The following is a 20647-nucleotide window of genomic DNA, read 5'->3' as shown; positions in this document are numbered from 1 at the left end:
CGCCGCCACAAGCAGCGCACACCATGCAGGGGGAGTACCTACGTGAGACGTACAGCAATATTCGGTGCGGCCGGGACCCTGGTCACCGGCGCGCTGATCGCCGGAGCGATAGCCGCTCCAGTGGCCACCGCCGGCGGACGCGCGTCCGCCGGCGCCGCCGAAGCACGCGGCGCGCAGCTCGCCGCGGCCAAGGCCGCCAAGGCGGGCATCGACTGGAAGACCTGTCCCGCTGACTGGGGCTTCGCATCGCCCATCCAGTGCGGCTATGTCAAGGTGCCCGTCGACTACAGCAAGCCGAACGGCCGCACCATCAAGATCGCGGTCGACCGTATCGGCAACACCGGTACCGCCAAGGAGCGTCAGGGCTCGCTCGTCTACAACCCGGGCGGCCCCGGCGGCTCGGGCATGCGCTTCCCGACCCGGGTCACCAACAAGAACCCGCTGTGGACCAAGACGTCGAAGGCGTACGACTTCGTCGGCTTCGACCCGCGCGGCGTCGGCCACTCCGCGCCGATCTCCTGCATGGACCCGCAGGAGTTCGTCAAGGCGCCGAAGCTGGACCCGGTGCCCGACAGCGAGGCGGACAAGCGCGTTCAGCGCAAGCTCGCCAAGGAGTACGCGGACGGCTGCAAGGAGCGCAGCGGCTCGCTGCTGCGCCACATGACGACGCCGAACACCGCTCGCGACATGGACGTCATCCGTGCCGGGCTCGGCGACCGCAAGCTGAACTACCTCGGCGTCTCCTACGGCACCTACCTCGGTGGCGTGTACGCGACGCTCTTCCCGACTCACGTCCGCCGCATGATCGTGGACAGCGTGGTCGACCCGTCGCAGGACAGCATCTGGTACGAGGCCAACCTCGGCCAGGACGTGGCCTTCGAGATGCGCTGGAACGACTGGAAGAAGTGGGTCGCCAAGAACGACGCGGCCTACCACATCGGGGATACCCCGGCGGAGGTCCAGAAGCAGTGGGAGAAGCTGCGCGCGACCGCGAAGAAGAACCCGATCGGCGGTGTCGTAGGCCCCGCCGAGCTGCTGGGCTTCTTCCAGAGCGCGCCGTACTACGACTCCTCGTGGGCGCCCGTCGCCGCCGTCTGGAGCAAGTACCTCGCCGGTGACGAGAAGTCACTCGTCGAGGCCGCGGGACCGGATATGTCGGACGTCGCGGGCAACATCTCCGCGGAGAACGGCAACGCCGTCTACACCGCGGTGGAGTGCACCGACGCCAAGTGGCCGACCAGCTGGAAGAAGTGGGACCGGGACAACACCCGGCTGCACAAGGACTACCCCTTCCTCACCTGGTCCAACGCCTGGATGAACCTGCCGTGCGCCACCTGGGGTGTGCCGCAGCAGAACGCGATCAACGTCAAGTCCCACAAGGGCCTGCCGAAGACGCTCATCGTGCAGAGCACCCGTGACGCCGCGACGCCGTACAGCGGCGCCGTCGAGCTGCACAAGCGCCTCAAGGGCTCGCGTCTGATCACCGAGAAGAACGCCGGTTCGCACGGCGTCACCGGTCTGCTCAACGCGTGCGTCAACAGCCGGGTGGACGACTACCTGCTCAAGGGCAAGGTCGACGCCAAGGACGTGACGTGCGCGCCGCACGCCACCCCGCAGCCTGCCCCGGCAGCCTCGAAGGCCACCGCCAAGGCGGCTCTCGACCTGCCCGCAGCGCCCTGATCCCAGGGACCGCACGGCAGAACCGCTGAAAGTGAGGGGCGGCCGGGAAACCGGCCGCCCCTCACCGCGTGCGGCGTACGGGTCTCTTCAGGAAGCCCGTCAGGAAGCCCGTAAGGCCGCCGGGAACACCTCGGCGCGACCGGGAGCACGCCCGTTCGCGGCAGGCTGATCAGTGGTCAGTGCGCACCCCGGTGCGGACGCTTGGAGTGCTCCGCCTTCACCTCGGTCGCGTAACGGTCCACGTACTCCTGGCCCGAGAGCTTGAGGATCGTGTACATGATCTCGTCGGTGACCGCGCGCACCGCGGTCCGCTCCTCGCCCATGCCCGCGTACCGCGTGAAGTCGAGCGGCTCGCCGAACCGGATGGTCACCCGCTGGATGCGCGGCAGCTTCCGCCCGGTCGGCTGGATCTCGAAGGTCCCCACCATCGCGCACGGCACCACCGGCACCTGTGCCGTGATCGCCATCGCGGCCACGCCGGTACGGCCCTTGTAGAGCCGCCCGTCGTGCGAGCGGGTGCCCTCCGGATAGATGCCCAGCAGCCTGCCCTTGCGCAGCACGGACAACCCGGACCGCAGCGCCCCCTGGGACGCCTTGCCGCCCGAGCGGTCCACCGGGATCTGTCCCGCGCCCCGGAAGAACGCCGCTGTCAGCCTGCCCTTGAGCCCTCGGCCGGTGAAGTACTCCGATTTCGCGAGGAAGGTGATCCTGCGCGGCAGGATGGCGGGCATCAGGAAGTGGTCGGAGAACGACAGATGGTTCCCCGCGACGATCGCCGCGCCCTCCGCCGGGACGTGCTCCAGACCCTCGATCCGCGGCCGGAACAATAGTCTCAACAAAGGTCCCAAAATGATGTATTTGAGTACTTGATAGAACACGACGCCCGCCTCCGCCTAGTTCCGCTGCGGACGCACAGTAGCCCGAGAATCACTCTCGGGGCAGAGGGCCTGCCCACGGCGTCCCGGGCGGGTGGCGTCGAGCGCGGCCCGGCGGGGGTGATCTCCGCCGGCGCGACCGCGTCTCACTGCCCTGTCGTCGCCAGGACCGCCCTCCGGACGGGCGCCCTCAAGCGCCGGACGGGCCGGACCCGCCCGCCGGCCACCCTCTCCGGTGCCGGGGGGGCGATCCGACAAGCTCGCCCGCGCCGGTCGGCGCAGGGGAGCGGACCGCTCACGTCCCGCCGGAGACCAGCACCCCCACCGTCACCAGGCCGAGCACGACCCACGCGAACCACAGCCAGCCGTTGCCGCCCAGGGCGGCCGTATAGGCGGTGGCCACGACCAGACCGCTCACCGTGCACACCGACATCGCCTTCGCAGAACCGGGCATCCCGCATCCTCCTCCAGGCGGCACCGGCGGCACTGCGCCGGCGCCACGGACAAGAAGGCCATAGTCACCCCGACAGGGGTGGTACCGCTACTGGCCGCGTGCCTGCAAAGACGCGAGGTAGGCGTTGTACGCGTGAAGATCCTTGTCCCCGTCGCGGTCCGCGGCCCGGTCCAGCCGGCGCGATTCGCGCTGTTCGGAGGTGTACCACTGGAAGACCAGCGCCACGAGCACGATGACCGACGGAATCTCGCTGAAGGCCCAGGCGATGCCGCCGGCCGCGTTCTGGTCGGTCAGCGCGTCGATGCCGAGTGAGGCGGCCGGGTGCTGGTAGGTGGTGACCATCGGCTCGGAGGCCATCATCAGCGCGATCCCGAAGAACGCGTGGAAGGGCATTCCGATGAACAGTTCCAGCATCCGCATCACATAGCCGGGCCGGTGCGGACCGGGGTCCACGCCCATGATCGGCCAGAAGAAGACCAGGCCCACCGCCAGGAAGTGCACCATCATCGTGAGGTGGCCGGCCGTGCTGCCCATCAGGAAGTCGAAGATGGGCGTGAAGTAGAGCCCGTAGAGGCTCGCGATGAACAGCGGAAGGGTGAACGCCGGGTGCGAGACGAGCTTCATGAACCGGCTGTGCAGCAGCGCCACCAGCAGCTCGCGCGGCCCCTTGGAACCCCGTTTGGCCGTCGGCAGGGCCCTCAGTGTCAGGGTGACCGGCGCGCCCAGCAGCAGCAGGATCGGCGAGAACATGCTGATGATCATGTGCTGCACCATGTGCACGCTGAACATGACCATGCCGTACTCGTTGAGCGCGGTGCACATCACCGCGCCCACGGACAGCACACCGGCCGCGAACGCGATCGTACGGGTCACCGGCCAGCTGTCCCCGCGCCGCCGCAGCCGCACCACGCCCCAGCCGTAGAGGGCCAGTGCCAGCAGGCAGCCGATGAGGAAGAACGGTTCGCCGGTGAACTCCAGCCCCCGCTCCAGCGTGAACGGCGGCAGATCCATCGTCATGCCGTGCCCGCCGTGATCCATCCGGTGTCTCCTGTCGCGCTCGCCTGGCACACCGAAAATGCGGGGATTCGCACCGGATGCGCCCGCACCAGAGTAGAGCCGCCCCCGGCCGGTGGTCCGGCCGGGGGCGGCTCCAAGGGCGGTCGCGCCCCCGGTGCGCTCAGAGCACGCACTCCGCCTCGGCGTACCGCTCGGCCGGCACCGTCTTGAGGTGTTCGACGGCCTCGGCCAGCGACACCAGCGTGATGTCGGTGCCGCGCAGCGCCGTCATCATGCCGAACCTGCCGGCGTGCGCCGCCTCGACCGCGTGCCAGCCGAAACGGGTGGCCAGCACCCTGTCGTACGCGGTGGGCGTGCCGCCGCGCTGCACATGCCCCAGGATGACCGGCCTGGCCTCCTTGCCGAGCCGTTCCTCCAGCTCGATGGAGAGCTGCTGGGCGACGCCCGCGAAGCGCTCGTGGCCGTACACGTCCTTGCTGCCGACGTCGAACTCCATGGAGCCCTGGCGCGGCTTCGCGCCCTCGGCCACCACGACGATCGCGAACTTCTTCTTCGCGTCGAAGCGCCGACCGACCAGCTCGGCCAGCTCGCCGATGTCGAAGGGACGCTCAGGCACCACGATCGCGTGCGCTCCCGCGGCCATTCCGGAGTGCAGCGCGATCCACCCGGTGTGCCGCCCCATGACCTCGACGATCATCACCCGCTGGTGCGACTCGGCGGTGGTCTTGAGTCGGTCGAGCGCTTCGGTCGCCACACCGACGGCGGTGTCGAAGCCGAAGGTCACATCGGTGGACGCGATGTCGTTGTCGATGGTCTTGGGTACGCCGACGATGGGCAGCCCGGCGTCCGACAGCAGTCGCGCCGCCTTGAGGGTGCCCTCGCCGCCGATCGGGATGATGGCGTCGAGGCCCAGGTCGGCCACATGGCCGCGGGCCCGCTCCACGCCGTCGCGCAGGTGCGCGGGCTGTACCCGGGAGGAGCCCAGAATCGTTCCGCCACGGGCGAGGATGCCGCCTACCGCGTCCAGGTCCAGCTTGCGGTAATCGCACTCCAGCAGGCCCCGCCAGCCGTCGTGGAAGCCGATGACCTCGTCACCGTGATCGACGACGGCGCGGTGCACGATCGACCGGATGACGGCGTTCAGACCGGGGCAGTCGCCACCGGATGTGAGCACACCAATTCGCATTGCTCGTGATACCTCTGCAACTCAACCGGACGGCCGGACCCCGTCGTCCGGTTGGATTCCCGCCACCCTACAAGCGTGCGGGACCGGCCAGGCACCGTGCGTCCGAGGCGCGGACACACGGTGCGCGGCGGGCGTCAGGCGGGCTGGGTCGCCGCGGCGATCCGCTCGTTGCGCAGCGCCTCGTACCAGCGGTCGTCGACCGGCGGCAGCGCGTTCACATCGAGGGACAGCTTGATGAGCAGATCCGCGATCAGCGGATTGCGCGCGAGCACCGGACCGTGCATGTACGTGCCGAAGACGGTGTCGTTCCACGCGCCCTCGGTGCCGTCACCGGTGCCGTTGCCGTTGCCGAACCGGACCCGCGCGAGCGGACGGGCGGTCGGGCCCAGGTGGGTGACGCCCTGGTGGTTCTCGAAGCCGGTCAGCGGCGGCAGCCCCAGCCGGTCGTCGAGGTCGCCCAGCACGTCGCCGACGCAGCGCGCGCCCTCACCGCGGGTGCTGATCACGTCGAGCAGGCCGAGGCCCTCCTGCCGCTCGCCGAGGTCGTTGACGAACTCGTGCCCGAGGATCTGGTAGCCGGCGCAGACCGAGAAGACGATCGCGCCGTTGGCGACCGCGCGGCTCAGCCCGCCGTCGCGGCGCAGCCGCTCGGCGGCCAGCCGCTGCGGCCGGTCCTCGCCGCCGCCGATCAGGTAGATGTCCCCGGAGGTCGGGATCTGCTGGTCGGAGCGGACGTCGACGCGTGCGACGTCCAGCCCGCGCTGCCGGGCCCGGCGCTCCACGACCAGGGTGTTGCCCTGGTCGCCGTAGGTGCTCAGCAGGTCGGGGTAGAGCCACACGAGGCGCATGCTGTTCTGGCTCATGCTCACAGTCCTTCCGGGATCAGTTGCCGACGCGGCGGCGCAGGTCTTGGAACGAGGTGTAGTTGGCGATGGCCTCGATCCGGCCGGGCGGAGCCATCCGCACCGCCTCGTCGGCGTCCGCGCAGACCCGGAAGTCGAGCCCGGCTACCTCCAGCCGCACCGCCAGGTCCAGCTTGCGGTCCCCGATCACGAAGATCGGGTGCCCGGCGAGCCGGGTGTAGTCGACGTCCCAGAGCCACGAGGTGTCGGTGCCGTCGGCCCCGCGGGCGTTCACGGCGAGGATCACCGGCGTCGGCGGACCGTCGATCAGCGAGAACGTCTCCAGCCAGCCGGCCGGGTTCTTCGCCAGCAGCAGCCGCAGCTCCCGGTCCAGGTACGTGACGACGTCGTAGCGTCCGGCCACCGCGGCCACCGCGTACATCCGCTCCAGCGCGACCTGCGGCGGTACCCCGAAGGTCGCCGCGACCGCGGCCGACGTGGTGGCGTTGGCCTTGTTCGCACGCCCCGGCAGCTGCAGATGGATCGGCCACGCCGAGCCGTGCGGGTCGATGACGTAGTCACCGGAGAGCGCCCAGCTGGGGGTGGGACGGCGGAAGCCGCAGTCCCCGCACAGCCAGTCCTCGCCCGGACGCTGCAGCACTCCGCCGCAGGACGGGCAGGACCAGGCGTCTTCCTTCCACTCCTGGCCCGCCGCGACCCACACCACGTTCGGGCTGGAGGAGGCGGCCCAGGCGATCAGCGGGTCGTCCGCGTTCGCGATCACCACGGCCTGGGTGCCGGCCAGACCCTCGCGCCACTTCTCCGCGAGCATCCGCGTCTCGGCGGCCCGGTCGAGCTGGTCGCGGGAGAGGTTCAGCAGCGCTATGGCCTTGGGCGTCACATCCCGGGCGACCCCGGCGAGGTACTTCTCGTCCACCTCGATCACGCCGTAGCGGGCGTCGGAACCGCCGGCCAGCGCCGAGGTGATGCCCGCGGGCATGTTCGCGCCCAGCGCGTTCGAGACCACCGGGCCGCTCGCCCGCAGTGCCTCGGCGATCAGCCGGGTCGTGGTGGTCTTGCCGTTGGTCGCGGACACCAGGATCACGTCCAGATGCCCCGCGAGTCTGGCCAGCAGATCCGGGTCGAGCCTGAGCGCGACCTTGCCGCCGATGACCGATCCGCTGCCGCGGCCCGCCGCACGCGACACCGCGGCCGCGGCCTTCCCTGCCGTCACGGCCAGCTTGGCCCGCGGCGACAGCGGCTCCGTGTTGCCTGCCATCGTCCTTGATCCTCCTTGCATCCGGCGCCCCGCCTGCCCTGTGCCCTTCGGGCCGCCGGTGGAACGCTCCTCCGCGCCGAATCGCCAGCCGGGAGGCTTCGGTCGGGCATCAGCCTATCGAGATCCTGCGGCGCGCCCGCACCGCACCACCCGGCGGGGCTTGCGGGGCGCGCACAGCCCGTACCCTTGCGGCCATGCGAAATCGCGTGATTCCCGGCAGCTCCGGGCTCGTACGGCCGATGCGGCTGCTCGGCGACCGGGTGCTGCACGCCTCCTGCCGGGAGGTCACCGAGTTCGACGCGTCCCTTGTGAAGTTGATCGAGGACATGTACGCGACGATGTACGCGGCCCAGGGCGTGGGCCTCGCCGCGAACCAGATCGGCCTGCCGCTGCGGGTGTTCGTCTACGACTGTCCGGACGACGACGACCGCCGACATCTCGGACACATCGTCAACCCGAAGCTCGTCGAGGCCGACGGTGTCAGTGTGCGGGGGCCGGAGGGCTGCCTGTCACTGCCGGGGATCGAGGCCGCCACCCCGCGCTTCGACCATGCCGTCGTCGAAGGCGTGGACGCCGACGGCGCGCCGGTCCGGGTCGAGGGCACCGGCTTCTTCGCCCGCTGCCTCCAGCACGAGTGCGACCACCTGCACGGCGGGCTCTTCACCGACCGGTTGGGCGGACTGCGCCGCCGCCGGGCGATGCGGGCGGCCGGGCGCGCGCCGTGGGCGACGGGGCGTCCGCGCGGCTAGCGCCGCGACCGGCGGGTTTTCTCCCGGCCGAAGGCTGGGGGAGGTTGAGGACAGCGTCCACCGGGCGGAACCGGTCAACCATCGCGCTCACCGCACTCGCCGGCAGGCTCGCACCCACCGGCGGTGACGGGGCGGCCGGCGCCGACCGCGAGTCCGGGCAAGTGTGCCGGACCGTCAGACCCCCTCGCGGGAGCGGCCCGCTCAGAACGCGGGGCCGCCGGGCCGGTCGCCCGCCGCCGCCAGCCTGCCCCACAGCAGATCGGCGAGGTGGTGCACCAACTGGCTCCGCGGGCAGGGGCGTTCGCGCAGCCACCAGTCCCCGGCCGCGTGCATCATGCCGACTATTCCGTGGCCCCAGGCGCGTGACAACTCCGCGCTGCCGGGCCCGAGATCGACCCGCTCGGCGATCACCTGTGCGAGCTCCTCGCCGAGTCGGCGCAGCAGCGGCGCGGAGTGCCGGCCCGCGTCGAAGCCCTGGTCCGCGCCGGTCGAGCCCTCGGAGGGGTGCATCAGGAAGCGGTAGACCTGCGGTCGCGCCTCGATCGCTGCGAGATAGGTGTCGAGGGTGGCCTCGACGCGCTCGCGGCGCAGCGCCGGGGCGTCGAGCGCGGCGCGCAGCGAGGCGAGCAGGGCGTCGGTGTGCCGGACGGCGAGGGCCCGGTAGAGCCCGTCCTTGTCGCCGAAGTGGCGGTAGAGGATGGGCTTGGTGATGCCCGCCTCGGCCGCGATGGCGTTCATCGAGGCGCCGGGGCCGTCGCGCAGGACGACCCGGTCGGCCGCCTCCAGCAACTCCTTGCGCCGCCGCTGGGCCGGGGACTGTTGATCCTCCCGCTGACCGGTCTCCATGCTGAGCCTCCCCGCCCTACGAATTCCTTGACGCTCGCGCAAGTTAACACCCGCGGCGAGGGGGCATCGGACGGCCGAGGCGTCGACGGGGGGAGTTGACAGATGCTACTGGCCGGTAACACACTGAAGTTACCGCAAGTAACAAGCAGGTGGAGGGGACCGTGGGAGACTTCACGTTCGAGCTCAACGAAGACCAGAAGGGCGTCCGCGACTGGATTCACGGGTTTGCCGCCGATGTGATGCGTCCGGCGGCGGCCGAGTGGGATGAGCGCGAGGAGACCCCTTGGCCGGTCATCCAGGAAGCCGCCAAGATCGGCCTCTACTCCCTCGACTTCTACGCCCAGCAGTTCTTCGACCCCACCGGCCTCGGCATCCCGATGACCATGGAGGAGATCTTCTGGGGCGACGCGGGTATCGGCCTGTCCATCGTGGGCACCGGCCTGGCCGCCGTCGGCGTCCTCGCCAACGGCACGGAGGAGCAGGTCGGCACCTGGGTCCCCCAGATGTACGGCGACGCCAACGACGTCAAGGTCGCGGCGTTCTGCTCCTCGGAGCCCGACGCCGGCTCGGACGTCTCCGCGATGCGCACCCGCGCGGTCTACGACGAGACCAAGGACGAGTGGGTCATCAACGGGACCAAGACCTGGGCGACCAACGGCGGCATCGCCAACGTCCACGTCGTGGTGGCCGTCGTCGACCCCGAGATCGGGGCCCGCGGACACGCCTCCTTCATCATCCCGCCGAAGACCCCGGGCCTGTCCCAGGGCCAGAAGTTCAAGAAGCACGGCATCCGCGCCTCGCACACCGCCGAGGTTGTCCTGGAGAACGTACGGGTGCCGGGCCACTGCCTGCTCGGCGGCAAGGAGAAGCTCGACGAGCGCCTCGCCCGCTCCCGCGAGCGCGCCAGGACTGGCGGCGAGCGAGTTAAGAACGTGGCCATGGCCACCTTCGAGGCGTCCCGCCCGGCGGTCGGCGCCCAGGCCGTCGGCATCGCCCGCGCCGCGTTCGAGGTCGCGCTCGACTACGCGAAGACCCGCGAGCAGTTCGGCCGCCCGATCATCGACAATCAGGGCGTCGCGTTCCAACTCGCCGACATGCGCACCCAGATCGACGCGGCCCGGCTGCTGGTCTGGCGCGCGTCCTGGATGGGCGTCGCGGGCAAGCCCTTCACCTCGGCCGAGGGCTCCATGTCGAAGCTGTTCGCGGGAGAGACCGCGAAGACGGTGACGGCCCAGGCCATGCAGATCCTGGGCGGCAACGGCTACACCCGCGAGTACCCGGTGGAGCGCATGCACCGCGATGCGGCGATCTACACGATCTTCGAGGGCACCAGCGAGATCCAGCGACTGGTCATCGCCCGGACGCTGTCGGGCATGCCGATTCGCTGAACGGACAGTCCGGCGAGCGGACAGCTCACTCGGACGGGCAGAGCCCCCGCAGACGCCCCACCGCCGTACGGCGGTGGGGCGTCTCTCGTCTTGCGGCTGTCAGTCCCAGCCGCCGAGGAGGCCGCCGTGCCGCCCGCTTCCACGGCCTGCCTCGCGGGCAAAGCGGGGAGTAAGTTCGCGGACGCGCCGGTCCCGCCTTTCAAGGGCGCCACCCGCACAGCGGTGAACAAGCTGTCCTGACGGATGGGTCGGGGCGGGTGGGGCGGGGGTGTTCGGCGAACGTGCTCGCCGCCCGCCTGTCCCTTCGTCGAGCAGGCCCGGGGGACCCGTGTCTCACTGCCCGTACGCCGTCGGCGGCACGCCCACCGTCGCGGTGAAGTCGCGGACGAGGTGGGCCTGATCGCTGTAGCCCAACTCGGCGGCCAGGGCGGCCCAGTCGATGTCCGCCTCGATGGCGGCGCGCTCCAGGGCCTCGTGGATGCGGTAGCGGAGGATGACCCACTTGGGGCTGACGCCGACGTACGAGGCGAAGAGGCGTTGCAGGGTGCGCACCGAGAGGCCCTCGGCGCGGGCGAAGTCGGAGACACGGCGCACTGTGCGGTCCGTACGGATGCGCTGTACGAGGGCCATGGCGAGGTCGGCCTGCGGGTCCGCGTCCGGGGCGAGGGCGAGGAGGAAGGCGTCGAGGGCGGCGACCCTGGCGTCCTCTTTTTCCGGGTCCAGGACGCGGGAGACGTCCGAGGAGCCCCCGTCCGGGGTGCGGAGTGCCTCGGCGAGGGGCACCCGCCGGCCCGTCCAGTCCGATACCGGGCGGTCGGGGACGAACGGCCGGAAGCCTCCGGGGCGGAACTGGACGCCGCACACCCGCCCGGTTCCCTCCAGCTTCTTGGTGAACAGGCCGAGCCCGATGCCCGCGACCTCGCCGAAGCCGGGGGTGCCGTCGTAGCGCTGGAAGACGAGATTGACCGAGGGGTGCGGCACGACGTGCGTGGCGTACGGTTCGGGCAGCTCCCAGTCGATGAGCCAGTAGTGCTCCAGATATCGCCGCAGCGGTTCGGCGGGCTCACGGCGGCGGAAGCGGACGTGCGAGAACAGCTCGGACGCGTCGACGATGCCGCGGGAGTCACGCCGTGGACCTGCCATGGCGGCGATCCTATGTCGCGTTTCTTCAAGCCGCCGGGCGTCGGCCCTCCGTAACGTCGATGCCATGACAACCAAGATCAGTGAACTGCTGGACGCGGCGGCCAGGGGAGCGGTACCCGTGGTCCGCGGCGTACGTGACGACCGGCTCGGGGAGCCCACGCCGTGCGCGGAGTATGCCGTGCGCGACCTGCTCAATCACCTGTTCCACGTGGTCATCGGCTTCCAGTCGCTGGCTGCCAAGCAGAGTGCGGACTTCACCACGACCCCCGACTACCTCAGCGGTGACTGGCGTGCCCGCTTCGAGGAGGAGACCACGCGGCTCGTCGCGGCATGGGCCGCCCCCGGCGCCGACGAGGGCGTTTCGGGGGGCATGAACCTCCCGGCGGAGACGGTCGGGAGCATGGCGCTGCTCGACCTGACCGTGCACCCCTGGGACCTGGCGCGGGCGACCGGCCAGGACTTCGCGCCGGACCTGGCGAGCCTGCGCTCGCTGGAGGCGCTGGTGGAACGGATGGGGCCGACGGCCCGTGAGATGAAGGTCTTCGGCGAGCCCTTTCCGCTCGCCGTCGGCGCGTCCGACTTCGCGGCGCTGCTGGCCGCGGTGGGGCGGGACCCGCAGTGGGCGCCTGACCGCGTGGCCTGAGAGCGGCGGCGGGTGCGGCGGAGCCCGTACGCCGGCTACCGGCGGCCCTGGACGCGCGGCGGTGGGTGCGCGGCGGTAGGTGTGCGGGTTTGTGCCGGTCAGGCGTGCCGGCCCCCCGATGGGTGCTGTTATCTGGCTCGCGCGGACGCGCGGCAGGAACCTGGAGGAGCCGATCCCGGCACGCCTCCTCACCGGGGGCCGGACATGACAGAAGGACGCTCCGATGGACACTCCGCTCCCTTCGGCTCACAGCCGGCGCTCACGGTGGACGGTCGCCGTCGCCGCTCTCGCGCTGGCCGCCAGCGCGCTGATCCCCTCGGCGACCGCCGCCACCGCTTCCCAGCCCGACCGTGCCGCTACCGCCGCTTCCCAGCCCGACCGTGCCGTCGCCGTGCTCACGGCCCGGGCCGAGCCGAAGCCCCTCACCCCGAAGGAGGCGTACGCGCCGGCGGTCGCGTTGAAGCTCGTCTCGGGGCTGCTGGGAATCGAGCTGCCGGCGCCCCCACCCTCCGCGACGCTGCCCGCCCCGGTGTAACGGGCACGGACAGCGCCGGGGCGCGAGGTACCCCGGGGGCGGCTCCGGCGCCGCTCGTGGTCGTGACCCAGCAACTCGGGTGGGACATCAGGCGGTACGACGGACGCACGCTGCGGGTCAGCCGGCGGATCCGTCCGCAGATCAGCCGGCGAACCCCTCGGCGGAGCCGGTCGCCGCAGTGAACAGCACGACCGGTTCCTCTGCCTGACCTCCCGTCGGCAGAGGAAGACCACGATCATGACGGGAAGGAACAGCTGGGTGAACCCCCGGCCGCTGTCGTCCGCCAAGGAGTTCAGCGCGCTGACGATCAGCCAGCCCTGAACGGCCAGCAGCCCGCGCCATGTCCAGATGTCGCCGGTCCAGGTACGCCTGGCCAGCACAAAGCCCGCCACGCCCGGCAGCGCCGCGTAGGCGACCCGGCCCAGGACCTCGCCGTCCACCGACTCCACGGCTCCCAGCACGCCGAGCCCGCCCAGCACCGTGAAGGCGAACAGGACATGGGCCAGGACCAGGACCACCGCCAGCGGACGCGGCAGCGGCCGACGCGCGCGCTCGTACGGGGCCCACGCCCCGCCGTACGCCGGGGAGCCGCCGGAAACAGACATGCCACGACCTCGGTTCGTAAGTCCGCGTGAGGGTCTGACGAAGGTGCGAGGGTGAGGCTAGGGCGGTTGATCGTGCGGGGCATGGGTCCACGGGCCCATCCCAGGGCCCAAATCCCTTATAGCGCAGGTGACTTGTGGTCGGCGGCGCCCGACCGGCGGCTTGGCCGGTTCAGCAATCGCCCTTCCTGGACGGCCTCGTCAGGACGAACGGGTGGCTGGCCGGCCCGATCTCGGGCTTGCTCGTCGCCGTCGGGTCGGGGCAAAGGTCGTTGGTGACCGGATAGCCGTCGGCGACGTACAGGTGGGTGATCGGCCAGGTGGGTGATCGGCTCGCCGGAAAGCCTGTGGCGCGCGGCCTCGTCGCCGGTCTTCGCAGCCAGGAACCGGAAAGCCCGCCGACCGCCGGTCACAGCGTGCCCGCCGCTCAGAATCCGCCCGCCGCGTCCAGGATGCGTCCGGCGACCCGTACCGAGTCCACTAGCGGGTGCAGCGCCAGCGCGCGCAGGGCCGCGTCGCGTGAGCCGCTCGCCGCCGCCTCGATCGCGGACCGCTCGACGGCCTTGAGCGAGAGCATCAGGCCGAGCTGGTCGGGGGCGACGGCTCCGGTCGCCAGCGGGCGCGCGCCGCCCGCGTCGACCAGGCACGGCACCTCGACGACGGCCTCGGCGTCGAGGCCGGGGACGGCGTTGCGGTTGGCGACGTTGAGGATGAGGGTGGTGCGCTCGTTGCGGGAGATCGCGCGCATCAGTGCCAGCGCGACCCGGTCGTAGCCGCCGCCGTCGAGGTCGCAGCTGTCGCGCTGCCAGCCGCCGGAGGATTCGCGGCTCTCCGCCATGTACGTCTCCTCGCGCTCCAGGCGGGTACGGTCCCAGCTCTCGTACGCCTCCTTGGGCTCGCCAGTACGCAACTCCTCGTAGAAACGCGCCTGTTGGTCGCGGAGGAACTCGCCGCGGGTGGCGCTCGCGCGGCTGAGTGACGCCACCGCCTCGCGGTTGAAGTAGTAGTAGTGCAAGTACTCGTTGGGGATGGCGCCCAGCGGTCGCAGCCAGTCGGCGCCGAAGAGCCTGCCCTCCTCGAAGGACTCCAGCCGCGCGCTGTCGGCGAGCAGTTCGGGCAGCCGGTCGCGGCCGCCCACGACGACGCGGCGCAGCCAGCCCAGGTGGTTGAGGCCGACGTAGTCGTAGTCGGCGCGGTCCGGGTCGGCGCCCAGGGCGCGGGCGGCTCGGCGGCACAGGCCGACGGGCGAGTCGCAGATGCCGATCACCCGGTCGCCGAGGCCCCGTTCGCGGAACACCCGGGTCATCGCCTCGGTGACCATGCCGGCCGGGTTGGTGAAGTTGATGATCCAGGCGTCCGGCGCGACGGCGGCGACACGCTCGGCGATCCGTACGGCGACGGGCAGCGTGCGCAGCCCGTAGAGCACGCCGCCGGCGCCGACCGTCTCCTGGCCGAGGACCCCTTCGTTCAGCGGGATGCGCTCGTCGCGGGTGCGGCCTTCCAGGCCGCCGACCCGGATCGCGGAGAAGACGAAGTCCGCGCCGCGCAGGGCGTCGTCGAGGTCGGTGGTGGTCCGCACCACCGGGGCCGGACCGCCGCGCCGCTCGGCGTGCTCTTCGGCCTGCCGGGCGAGCACCGCGCGGATCGCGTCGAGGCGGCCGGCGTCGGTGTCGTGGAGGACGAGTTCGGTGCAGCGCCCCGAGGGGTCGCCGCTGTCGTCGAGCAGTGCGCGGTAGACCAGGGGTACGCGGAATCCGCCGCCACCCAGCACGGTGAGCCTCATGCTTGAACAACCTCCACATCGGCCTCGCGGAACACGCCGAGAGTGGCCGGGTCGGACGCCTGATTGGTGATCAGAACGTTGATGTCTCGGGGCCCGCAGACACGGGCGTTCCCCACGCCGGAAAACTTCTTGGCGGTGGCGAGCAGCACCACCTGGCGGGCCGAGGCCAGCATCGTCTGCTTGACCGGTACCTCGACGTCGGTGGTGTCGAGCACCCTGCCGTCCGGCAGCACCCCGCTGGTGCCGAGGAACAGCCGGTCGGCGTAGAGGTGGCTCAGAGTGACCTGGGTCAGATGGCCGACCAGCGAGCAGTAGTTGCGCCGCACCTCGCCGCCCAGCAGGATCAGGCTCACCTGCGGGTCGTCGCGCAGCTCCTCGTAGACGGCCAGGTTGCTGGTCGCCACGGTGATCCTCCGGTCGTGCAGCAGCCGGGCGAGCTGGAGCGTGGTGGTGCCGATGTCGAGCAGCACCACGTCGCCGTCCTCGACCGGGCGGGCGGCCTGCCGGGCGACGGCGTTCTTGTCGGCGAGATCGTCGACCTCCTCCTCGGCGAAGGGGCGGTCGGCCGGTTCGCGGGCGACGGCGCCGCCGTAGACCCGGGTCAGCCGGCCCACCTCGGCTGAGATCGGTGAGGTCGCGCCGGGCGGTGGCCTCGCTGACCTCCAGCCGTTTGGCGATCTGCCCGATCGGCAGCACACCCTCCTCGCGGAGGATCCGCAACAGGTGCTCATGGCGGTTCTCGCGCAACATGCTCGGCAATCTAGCCCAGCTGAGCGACTCTGCGCTTACTGGGAGAGCGTCTCTAATCAGCTTAGTGATCCTGTGTCGGACATGGTGTCTGGGATCGTTTCCCACCGTGGTGGGGAGGCGTGGGCGTGGCGGTGGAATCCTGCGCCCAGTGCTGCTCCGCGTGGCCGGTGGCCGGTGGTGGGTGTGCTGATTGTCGTCACGCTCTGGTGCCGGTGGGCTGCGCGGGGCAGCCGGGTCCGGCCCGTTGGGGCGTGTCCCTCCGGACGCTTGCCCGCCGGGCCTTGCGGCCTGGTGGGGGAAGGCGCCCCGCGTCGCCTGGGCGCGGGGCGTGGTGTCTTGGACCGGTCGTTCCGGCTGGCCGTGGGTGCGGTGGGTGTGATGACCGCACCGGTTTCGAGTGTGTCCACGAGGGCGCGGATGACCATGGTGGCGCTTGCGCGGTCCACGACGGTCTTTGCCTGGTGGGTCAGACCGCGTGCGGCGATGCGTTTCCACGTCCCCTGGTCGCGGTCGCCCTGGTAGCCGCAGGACGGGCACAGGGCCCATTTCCAGCCAGGGACGGTGGGCCGGTCGGGGGCTTTGCGATGCCGTAGTGGGGTGAGGCAGTTCGGGCAGTGCTTGGAGGTTCCCCTCACCGGGACGGCGGCCACGGCGATACCCACTTCGGCTGCGAGGTGGCGCATACGGTCGGCGATCTGCCCGCGCACGACCTGGGACAGGCGGGTATTCATCTTCCGTCCCATGCTCTTGGCCTCCATGGAGCGCAGGTCTTCGAGGTAGATGACACTCGCTCCGGCGGCGACGGCCTGATCCACCGCCCACCGGGCGGCAGCCCAGGCGAGGGCGTCGTTGAGGTTCGAGCGGCGGGCGGACACGTGCCGGATCTCATCCCGCAACGCCGCGTGTCTGTCGTTCAGCGCTTCGCCGGCGGGCAGTTCGCGGCGGGTACGGCCGGCGGTCAGGCGCTGGTAGCGGTCGGCCTTGGCATGCAGGCGTTCGGGCAGTCGCCGCAGGCGGTGCTGCTTGGCGAGGACTCCGGCGGCACGGAACATGCCCCCGGAGCCGAGCGCGGTCATCCGACCGTCGTCGTGGACCCGACCGGCGCGGGCGACGTCTTCGTGGCCGGATTCACCACCGGAACGCTGGCCGGCTGGCCGCTCGCCGACCGGCTCGCCTTCGCCAACCTCACCGCCGCCCTGTCCGTACAGCACTTCGGCGGCTCGCCGTCCGCGCCCGGCTGGACCGAGGTCGCCGCGTGGTGGCAGTACGCCACCCGGTGCGGCGGGCAGAGCGGGACGTGATGCGCCGCTACGCCTTCCTGACCGACCTGCTCCCCGCCGGCAGCCGCGACTCGGCGCTGCTCCGGGCCACTCCGACCATCGGATTCCGCGCGTCGTAACGGCCCGCAGCTCACGCCCGCAGCTTACTTCCGTCGTTCACCCCGCAGGCCGCGCCGCCGTCCGGCTGCCGAGAGGAGATCCCCCACCATGAGATCCGCCCGCCCCAGCGCCCGCCGACGGCGGCCCGCCGCCTCGATCGCCCTGGCCCTCGGCGCCGCGCTGCTCGCCGCGGCCTGCCTGCCGGGCACCGACGGATCGGGGGCCGTGGGCTCCGGGCCCGCCGGGTCCGCCACCGCGGTGCCGGCCCGGCCAAGGCCGGAAAGGTCACCCTGACGGTCTGGGACCAGGAGGTCCGCGGCGGCCAGAACGCCGAACTCCAGCGGCTCAACAAGGAGTTCGGGCGGAAGTACCCGAACGTCCGGATCAAGCGGGTCGCCCGCAGCTTCGCCGACTTCAAGACCACGCTCAAGCTCGACATCTCCGGCAACAAGCCCCCCGACGTGATCCAGGCCCACCAGGGCTACCCCGACATGGCGGTCTTCGTGAAGGCCGGACTGCTCACCCCGCTGGACGACCCGCAATTGCGGGCGGTTGCAATATAAGGCGTGTGCAACTAAAGTCGCCAGGTGCAGCCGTCACGCCACTCGGCTCGCCCCACCCCCGCAGCGCTCCGAAGGAGAATTCCGTGCACCTCGACCTGACCGGCCGGACCGCTCTGATCACCGGCTCGACCTCCGGCATCGGCCACGCCATCGCCACCGCGTTCGCCCGCTCCGGCGCCCACGTCGTGCTCAACGGGCGCGACGAGAAGCGCACCGCCGAGATCGCCGCGCTCATGGTCACCGAGACCGGCAACCCGGACATCCGCCCGGTCGCCGCCGACGTGTCGACCGCCGAAGGCGCGGACACGCTCATCGCCGCCGTCCCGGACGTCGACATCCTGATCAACAACACCGGCATCTTCGGGGCGCAGCCCGTCTTCGAGATCCCGGACTCGGAGTGGACCCGCTTCTTCGAGGTGAACGTGCTCAGCGGAGTGCGGCTGGCGCGCCACTACACGCCCCGCATGGTGACGCGCGGCTGGGGCCGCGTGGTCTTCATCAGCAGCGAGTCCGGCGTGATGACGCCCACCGAGATGGTCCACTACGGCATGACCAAGACCGCTCAGCTCGCCGTCTCACGCGGCATGGCGCAGAGCGTCGCCGGCACCGGCGTCACGGTCAACTCCGTACTTCCCGGCCCGACCCTCACGCCCGGCGTCGAGGAACTGCTCGCCGACCGGATCGGCGCCGACGTGCCGCTCGACGAGGCCGGACGCCGCTTCATCGCCGAGGAGCGTCCCACCTCGCTGCTCGGCCGCCTCATCACCCCCGAGGAAGTGGCCAACATGGTGCTCTACGTCAGCTCGCCGCTGGCCTCGGCGACCACGGGCGGCGCGCTGCGCGTCGACGGCGGCGTCGCTCCCACCCTCATTCCCTGAACGTTCCTTGAACGTGACGGACAAGACGGGCGGGGCGGACGCGACGAACAGGGCGGGCGGGGCGGACGCGACGAACAGGGCGGGCGGGGCGGACGCGACGAACGTGACGGACGCGCTCAGCGCCGGGGCGTCCCGCCGGCGCCGGTCCACGTCAGCAGTTGACGGGCCGTCCAGGTGGTGATGATCCGGTCCGCGGGCACACCGCACTCCTCGGCCCGCACGCAGCCGTAGATCTGCCACTCCAGCTGGCCGGGCGCGTGGGCGTCGCTGTCGATCGAGAACAGCGTCCCCGCGTCCAGGGCCTGCCGCAGCAGCCGCCGCGGCGGGTCGAGCCGGTCGGGCCGGCAGTTGATCTCCACCGCGGTGTCGTACGCCGCGCAGGCCGCGAAGACCATCCCGGCGTCGAACTCCGACTCCGGCCGCAGGGTGCCGGTGAGCTGCCGCCCCGTGCAGTGGCCGAGCACATCGACCAGCGGACTGCTGACCGCCGACACCAGCCGCCGCGTCATCGCCTCGGAGTCCATCCGCAGCTTGGAATGGACCGAGGCCACCACCACGTCGAGCTGCCCCAGCAGCTCCGGATCCTGATCGAGCCCGCCGTCGGCGAGGATGTCGCACTCGATTCCGGTCAGCAGCCGGAACGGCGCGAGCCGCTCGTTCACGTCCGCCACCACCCGCAGCTGCTCCCGCAACCGCTCGGAGCTGAGCCCGTGGGCGATGGTGAGCCTGGGGGAGTGGTCGGTCAGCACGCACCACTGGTGTCCGAGCTCGCGGGCGGCGCGGGCCATGGCCTCGATGGGGCTGCCGCCGTCCGACCAGTCCGAGTGGAGATGGCAGTCGCCCCGCAGCGCTCGCCGCAGGCTCTGTCCCAGATCCCCCTCGACCAGCGGGCCCGCCTCGTCCTCCAGCCGCGCCAGATAGCCGGGCACCTGGCCGTCGAGCGCCTCTTCGACCACCTGGCCGGTCTTCGGCCCCAGCCCCTTGAGCCGGGCGAGCGAACCGGCCGAGATCCGGTCCTTGATCTCGTCCTCGGACAGCTCGGCGATCACTGCCGAGGCCGTGCGGAACGCCTGTACGCGATACGTCGCAGCCCCCTGCCGCTCCAGCAGGAAGGCGATCCGGTCCAGTGCCTCCACCGGTTCCACGTGCCGCTCCTTCCCACGCGACCGCCTCGCGGCCTCCTCCCACGGTGCCCCACCCGGTGCGCGGCTGCCACCGCCCCGGCGGTCGGTGGCGACCGGGATCAGCGGATTCCGTCGCTCGGCTTGGGGTCGGCCGGCCGGGAGCAGTGGCGCCGGCCCCGGAGCCGTAGGACCGACAGGGCCGGAACTTGTCCTTCGGCCGGTGCGTTCTCGTCTGAACAGCGGGTAGGCGCAGCCCCGACGACCGTGCCGGGGCTGCCCCGGCAGCCATGTCGGCCGCAGGGCCGGGAGCGACCGAAGGAATGGAACATGTCGGGAATCATCGATCGGATCAAGATGTTCGCGCGGAGCCCGAAGGGCCGCCGTCTGATCGCCGAGGGCAAGCGGGCGGCCTCCGACCCGCGCAAGCGCGCCCAGGCGAAGCAGGCGTTCGGCAAGCTGCGCGGCGGCAAGCACTGACGTCGCCGGCGCGCCGGCTCACCTGAGCGGGGGCTCGATGGCCTGGTGGCCGGGGGCGATCGAGTTGACCAGCACCGCGTCAATGGGGTGCGACCCGGACCGGTTGTGCTCCTCCTGCGGGTCGTGGTCCCCGGGGAGCAAGTAGAAGTAGCGGCGGGTGACCTCGCCCTGGCCGGGAGCGGCCTCGGTGTACGCCACCAACTGCCGGTCCGTCTCGGGCGGACCGATGGGGCCGGTACGCGGGAACCGGTCCTGCACCTGGTGGGCCCACCAGGGCCGGTCCACCTCGGCGACGAGCCACTCCACCCGCACTTCCTCGGACAACAGGGGATCGATTTCGCCTGTCTCGCTCATGACGGCCTCCTGCTCCTCAGCCTCACCCACCCCCGCGCCGCCCGCCAGGCGGGGAGGGGCGTAGCCGGCCCGGGGGCGGGGGAGCGCTGAGGCGCGGAGC

The 20647-nt window shown here is 71.4% G+C and carries 19 protein-coding genes and 3 pseudogenes; 8 read left to right on the top strand and 14 right to left on the bottom strand.

Annotated features, from left to right (window positions below):
• The first annotated feature begins 42 nt into the window (after nucleotides 1–42).
• Nucleotides 43–1680 (top strand): alpha/beta hydrolase, encoded by a 1638-nt coding sequence (locus QMK28_RS15175; RefSeq protein WP_326438082.1) that lies wholly within the window; start codon nucleotides 43–45, stop codon nucleotides 1678–1680.
• A 176-nt stretch (nucleotides 1681–1856) separates the two neighbouring features.
• On the opposite strand, the gene QMK28_RS15170 is transcribed toward QMK28_RS15175, so the two are convergent.
• From QMK28_RS15170 to QMK28_RS15145, 6 genes are all read right to left on the bottom strand, one after another.
• Nucleotides 1857–2558 (bottom strand): lysophospholipid acyltransferase family protein, encoded by a 702-nt coding sequence (locus tag QMK28_RS15170; RefSeq protein ID WP_326438080.1) that lies wholly within the window; start codon nucleotides 2556–2558, stop codon nucleotides 1857–1859.
• A 292-nt stretch (nucleotides 2559–2850) separates the two neighbouring features.
• A complete protein-coding gene (locus QMK28_RS15165) occupies nucleotides 2851–3009 on the bottom strand; it encodes a hypothetical protein (protein ID WP_326438078.1) in 159 nt (52 codons plus the stop codon).
• Nucleotides 3010–3096: 87 nt separating this feature from the next.
• Nucleotides 3097–4047 carry a cytochrome c oxidase assembly protein gene (locus tag QMK28_RS15160; protein ID WP_326438076.1) on the bottom strand — a complete coding sequence of 317 codons (951 nt, stop codon included), beginning with the start codon at nucleotides 4045–4047 and terminating at the stop codon, nucleotides 3097–3099.
• A gap of 139 nt (nucleotides 4048–4186) precedes the next feature.
• On the bottom strand, nucleotides 4187–5212 hold the full coding sequence (locus QMK28_RS15155; protein WP_326438074.1) for a 6-phosphofructokinase: 1026 nt from the start codon (nucleotides 5210–5212) through the stop codon (nucleotides 4187–4189).
• 134 nt (nucleotides 5213–5346) lie between these two features.
• Nucleotides 5347–6075: a type 1 glutamine amidotransferase gene (locus QMK28_RS15150; protein ID WP_326438072.1), complete on the bottom strand. Its 729-nt coding sequence runs from the start codon at nucleotides 6073–6075 to the stop codon at nucleotides 5347–5349.
• Nucleotides 6076–6094: 19 nt separating this feature from the next.
• The gene (locus QMK28_RS15145) at nucleotides 6095–7333 is read right to left on the bottom strand and encodes a Mur ligase family protein (protein WP_326438070.1); all 1239 of its coding nucleotides are present in this window, start codon (nucleotides 7331–7333) and stop codon (nucleotides 6095–6097) included.
• A 194-nt stretch (nucleotides 7334–7527) separates the two neighbouring features.
• On the opposite strand from QMK28_RS15145, the gene def reads away from it, so the two are divergent.
• Entirely contained in the window at nucleotides 7528–8082 is a 555-nt protein-coding gene (gene def, locus QMK28_RS15140; protein ID WP_326438068.1) for a peptide deformylase, read from the top strand.
• A 201-nt stretch (nucleotides 8083–8283) separates the two neighbouring features.
• On the opposite strand, the gene QMK28_RS15135 is transcribed toward def, so the two are convergent.
• On the bottom strand, nucleotides 8284–8928 hold the full coding sequence (locus tag QMK28_RS15135; protein ID WP_326438066.1) for a TetR family transcriptional regulator: 645 nt from the start codon (nucleotides 8926–8928) through the stop codon (nucleotides 8284–8286).
• Nucleotides 8929–9089: 161 nt separating this feature from the next.
• Here QMK28_RS15135 and QMK28_RS15130 point away from each other — a divergent pair, with 161 nt between their 5' ends.
• Nucleotides 9090–10316 (top strand): acyl-CoA dehydrogenase family protein, encoded by a 1227-nt coding sequence (locus QMK28_RS15130; RefSeq protein WP_326438064.1) that lies wholly within the window; start codon nucleotides 9090–9092, stop codon nucleotides 10314–10316.
• A gap of 333 nt (nucleotides 10317–10649) precedes the next feature.
• Here QMK28_RS15130 and QMK28_RS15125 read toward each other — a convergent pair whose 3' ends face one another.
• Nucleotides 10650–11459 carry a helix-turn-helix domain-containing protein gene (locus tag QMK28_RS15125; protein ID WP_326438062.1) on the bottom strand — a complete coding sequence of 270 codons (810 nt, stop codon included), beginning with the start codon at nucleotides 11457–11459 and terminating at the stop codon, nucleotides 10650–10652.
• A 64-nt stretch (nucleotides 11460–11523) separates the two neighbouring features.
• Between QMK28_RS15125 and QMK28_RS15120 the strand changes: the two genes are divergently transcribed.
• Nucleotides 11524–12102 (top strand): TIGR03086 family metal-binding protein, encoded by a 579-nt coding sequence (locus QMK28_RS15120; protein ID WP_326438060.1) that lies wholly within the window; start codon nucleotides 11524–11526, stop codon nucleotides 12100–12102.
• 246 nt (nucleotides 12103–12348) lie between these two features.
• Here the strand turns inward: QMK28_RS15120 and QMK28_RS15115 are convergent, their stop codons facing one another.
• The 4 genes and pseudogenes from QMK28_RS15115 to QMK28_RS15100 all read right to left on the bottom strand — a co-directional run bounded on the left by QMK28_RS15115 (nucleotide 12349) and on the right by QMK28_RS15100 (nucleotide 16848).
• Nucleotides 12349–13242: a hypothetical protein gene (locus QMK28_RS15115; protein WP_326438058.1), complete on the bottom strand. Its 894-nt coding sequence runs from the start codon at nucleotides 13240–13242 to the stop codon at nucleotides 12349–12351.
• Nucleotides 13243–13666: 424 nt separating this feature from the next.
• Nucleotides 13667–15022 (bottom strand): 6-phospho-beta-glucosidase, encoded by a 1356-nt coding sequence (locus QMK28_RS15110; protein WP_326438056.1) that lies wholly within the window; start codon nucleotides 15020–15022, stop codon nucleotides 13667–13669.
• A pseudogene (locus QMK28_RS15105) lies at nucleotides 15019–15772 on the bottom strand (DeoR/GlpR family DNA-binding transcription regulator). Before QMK28_RS15105 ends, QMK28_RS15110 begins: the two are co-directional and overlap by 4 nt.
• Nucleotides 15773–15828: 56 nt before the next feature.
• Nucleotides 15829–16848: a zinc ribbon domain-containing protein gene (locus QMK28_RS15100; RefSeq protein WP_326438055.1), complete on the bottom strand. Its 1020-nt coding sequence runs from the start codon at nucleotides 16846–16848 to the stop codon at nucleotides 15829–15831.
• A 12-nt stretch (nucleotides 16849–16860) separates the two neighbouring features.
• Between QMK28_RS15100 and QMK28_RS15095 the strand changes: the two are divergent.
• From QMK28_RS15095 to QMK28_RS15085, 3 genes and pseudogenes are all read left to right on the top strand, one after another.
• A pseudogene (locus tag QMK28_RS15095) lies at nucleotides 16861–17171 on the top strand (carbohydrate kinase family protein); the annotation flags it as partial.
• A gap of 88 nt (nucleotides 17172–17259) precedes the next feature.
• A pseudogene (locus QMK28_RS15090) lies at nucleotides 17260–17687 on the top strand (extracellular solute-binding protein); the annotation flags it as partial.
• A 110-nt stretch (nucleotides 17688–17797) separates the two neighbouring features.
• Nucleotides 17798–18592: an SDR family NAD(P)-dependent oxidoreductase gene (locus tag QMK28_RS15085; protein WP_326438054.1), complete on the top strand. Its 795-nt coding sequence runs from the start codon at nucleotides 17798–17800 to the stop codon at nucleotides 18590–18592.
• A gap of 116 nt (nucleotides 18593–18708) precedes the next feature.
• On the opposite strand, the gene QMK28_RS15080 is transcribed toward QMK28_RS15085, so the two are convergent.
• Nucleotides 18709–19737, bottom strand: a complete 1029-nt coding sequence (locus tag QMK28_RS15080; protein ID WP_326438053.1) for a PHP domain-containing protein — start codon at nucleotides 19735–19737, stop codon at nucleotides 18709–18711.
• Nucleotides 19738–20043: 306 nt separating this feature from the next.
• Between QMK28_RS15080 and QMK28_RS15075 the strand changes: the two genes are divergently transcribed.
• The gene (locus QMK28_RS15075; RefSeq protein WP_326438051.1) at nucleotides 20044–20193 is read left to right on the top strand and encodes a hypothetical protein; all 150 of its coding nucleotides are present in this window, start codon (nucleotides 20044–20046) and stop codon (nucleotides 20191–20193) included.
• 18 nt (nucleotides 20194–20211) lie between these two features.
• Here QMK28_RS15075 and QMK28_RS15070 read toward each other — a convergent pair whose 3' ends face one another.
• The gene (locus QMK28_RS15070; protein ID WP_326438049.1) at nucleotides 20212–20547 is read right to left on the bottom strand and encodes a hypothetical protein; all 336 of its coding nucleotides are present in this window, start codon (nucleotides 20545–20547) and stop codon (nucleotides 20212–20214) included.
• Nucleotides 20548–20647 lie beyond the last annotated feature (100 nt).

The sequence above is a fragment of the Streptomyces sp. H27-D2 genome (genome assembly GCF_035828615.1).
In the GTDB taxonomy this organism is placed as follows: Bacteria; Actinomycetota; Actinomycetes; order Streptomycetales; family Streptomycetaceae; genus Streptomyces.
The sequence above is the reverse complement of the archived record's forward strand: the minus strand, read 5'-3'. Positions and strand labels throughout refer to the sequence as shown.